Genomic DNA, 2828 nt, shown 5'->3' with positions numbered 1-2828 from the left:
GGCAGGTCGCACCGCTGGCCGACGGCGGCCTGGCGGGCGAGGCGGGGATGCTGGCCGGGGAGATCGAACTGCGACGGGGCAATCCGTCCGTCGCGGCGGCCGAACTGATCAGCACCGCCCGCAGGCTGGTTCCCGACCACCGGCGACTGGCCGCCACGACGCTGATGCTGGCGGGCGAGGCCAGCTTCGTGGCCGGGGACAACGCCCGCTACTGCGCGATGGCGCAGGACGCGGCCCGGATCCGCGCGTTCGACGAACTGCCCGCCACCCGGGTGGTGCTGGAGCACTTCGCGGCGATGTCGGCGACCTTCAGCGGCCGCCACCACGACGCCGCCGAGCCGCTGCGGCGGGTCGTCGACCTCGGGGACGCCACACTCGACCCGTCGGCGAAGACACTGGCCAGCCAGGCCGCCTTCACCCTCGGTGAGGCGCCCCGGGCCCGCACGCTCGCCGTGCAGGCGGTGACCTCGGCGCGGGCGCGGGGGGAGTTGGCCGAGGTGCCGTGGTCGATGATCTACGTGGCGATGTCGGAGATGCTGTCCGGACAACTGGCCACCGCCACGGCGACCTCACTGGAGGCCCTGCAGCTGGCGGAGTCGCTGGGCCAGTCCAACTCGGCGGTGGACCACCTGACCGTGCTGGCGATGCTGGCCGCGCTCCAGGGCGATCAGGAGACCGCCGGGCTGCGGCTGGCCGCCGCGTCCGCGGGCTACGTCGAACGCGGGCTGAGCAGACCCGGGGCGCTGGGCACCTGGGCGGCGGCGTGTGTCGACCTGGCCCACGACCGGCCGGCCGAGGCGCTCGACCGGTTCCGTCGCATGTCCCTCGGGCAGTCCCGGCACTGCTCGCCGATCCGGGTGATGGCCGTGCCGCACTTCGTGGAGGCCGCCGTCCGCTGCGGTGAGCACGAGGCCGCGTACGGGGCACTGACCGCGTTCGAGCGGTGGGCCACGACCACCGGCGGCGCGAGCCGCATCGCGTTGGCGCACCGGTGCCGGGCGCTGCTGGCCGAGCACGAGGGCGAGGCCGAGGAGCACTTCACCGAGGCCATGCGGCTGCACCGGGAGTCGGACTCACCGCACGACCTCGCGGGCACGGAGATGCTGTACGCGGCGCGGTTGCGACGCAACCGCAGGCCGAAACAGGCCAGGGAGGTACTCCGGGAGGCGGTGCAGATCTTCGACGAGCTGGGCGCCCGGCACTGGGTGGACCGCGCCTGGCGGGAACTGCGGGCGTGCGGGCATCCGGGCCCGCCGGGACGTGCCCCGGCGGAGGCCACGACCCCGCCGGGACGCGGCCGACCCGGCGGGGTCGGCGACCTCAGCCCGCAGCAGGAGCAGATCGCCGCGCTCGTGGCCGAGGGGGCCACCAACCGGGAGATCGCCGCGCGGCTCTACATCAGCCACCGGACGGTCGACCACCACCTGCGCAACATCTTCGCCAAGCTCGACATCCGCTCGCGGGTGGAATTGACCAAGCTCTACCGCTGATCCCGGCGCGTAACCGTCGTCAGTTCCCCGCCCCGCTTACCTACCGGCGCGTAGGTACTGGTGATTTCACCGATGCCGACCCGGCCCCCGCACACCGAGACTCGGCGCCGTTCGGCACAGCACGAACGCACTCGGCTACTCCCGCCGGGTGGTTCTCACGAGAGGAGTCGACAACGTGCGAACCCGAGTTCGGTCGGGCACCGCGGCCCGCGGCCGGTTCACGCGGGCGTTGGGCGCCGTCACCGCCGCCCTCGCCCTCACCGGTGGTGTGGCGGGAGCGGGCGTCGCCAACGCCCAGGGCAACCCGTACGAACGCGGTCCGGACCCCACCGAGGACAGCATCGAGGACCGGCGCGGCCCCTACTCCGTCGACGAGGAGAACGTGTCGTCGCTGGTCCCCGGCTTCGGCGGGGGCACCATCTACTACCCTTCCCGCACCACCGAGACCTTCGGCGGTGTGGCGATCGCCCCGGGCTATACCGCCGGGGAGAGCAGCATGAGCTGGTACGGGCCACGGCTGGCGTCCCAGGGCTTCGTGGTGTTCACCATCGACACCAACACCCGCCTCGACCAGCCCGGCAGCCGCGGTGACCAGCTCCTCGCGGCCCTGGACTACCTCGCCGAGGACAGTGACCGCGACGTGCAGGACCGGCTCGATCCGGACCGGCTCGCCGTGATGGGCCACTCCATGGGTGGCGGCGGCTCCCTGGAGGCCACCGCCGACCGGCCCTCACTCAAGGCGTCCATCCCGCTCACCCCGTGGAACCTGGACAAGACCTGGGGCGAGGTCACGGTTCCCACGTTCATCATCGGCGCCGAGGACGACACGATCGCCTCCGTGTCGTCGCACTCGGAACCGTTCTACGAGAGCCTGTCCGGTTCCCTCGACAAGGCCTACCTGGAACTGGCCGGGGCCTCGCATCTCGCCCCGAACAGTCCGGACACCACCATCGCCAAGTACACCCTCTCCTGGCTGAAGCGGTTCGTCGACAACGACACCCGCTACACCCAGTTCCTCTGCCCCGGCCCCGACGACGGGCTGTTCTCCGACGTCGAGGAATACCGCTCCACCTGCCCGTTCTGACCCACGGGTGAACCTCCCGATTCCGCCGCCCGAGGGGCGGTGTGCGGCCCTTCCCCGGTCACGCACCGCCCCTCGGGCCGTGCGTGCGCGGATCGGACCGTTCCGGAATGCCCCGCTTCCGCTCCGACGACCGGGAGAACCCGGCGATTTCACCGATGCCTGATTCTGCACCCGGTGCCGATACTCGGACCGTTCGCGACGAAGCGAGCACATCCGGCGGGTGAGACGCCGGGTGGTTCTCACGAGAGGAGTCG

Annotated in this window: 2 protein-coding genes; both read left to right on the top strand. The window is 72.1% G+C overall.

Going from position 1 to position 2828, the window contains the following annotated elements:
* Positions 1-1490: LuxR family transcriptional regulator (locus SACPADRAFT_RS27565; RefSeq protein WP_007027146.1), on the top strand; the 1490-nt coding region annotated here is incomplete at its 5' end.
* Between the two features lie 175 nt (positions 1491-1665).
* Positions 1666-2574: a poly(ethylene terephthalate) hydrolase family protein gene (locus tag SACPADRAFT_RS0213310; RefSeq protein ID WP_007027147.1), complete on the top strand. Its 909-nt coding sequence runs from the start codon at positions 1666-1668 to the stop codon at positions 2572-2574.
* Positions 2575-2828 lie beyond the last annotated feature (254 nt).

Origin of the sequence: Saccharomonospora iraqiensis subsp. paurometabolica YIM 90007 (genome assembly GCF_000231035.2) — a bacterium.
Classification (GTDB): domain Bacteria; phylum Actinomycetota; class Actinomycetes; order Mycobacteriales; family Pseudonocardiaceae; genus Saccharomonospora; species Saccharomonospora paurometabolica.
This window is presented reverse-complemented; position numbering and strand designations above follow the sequence as displayed.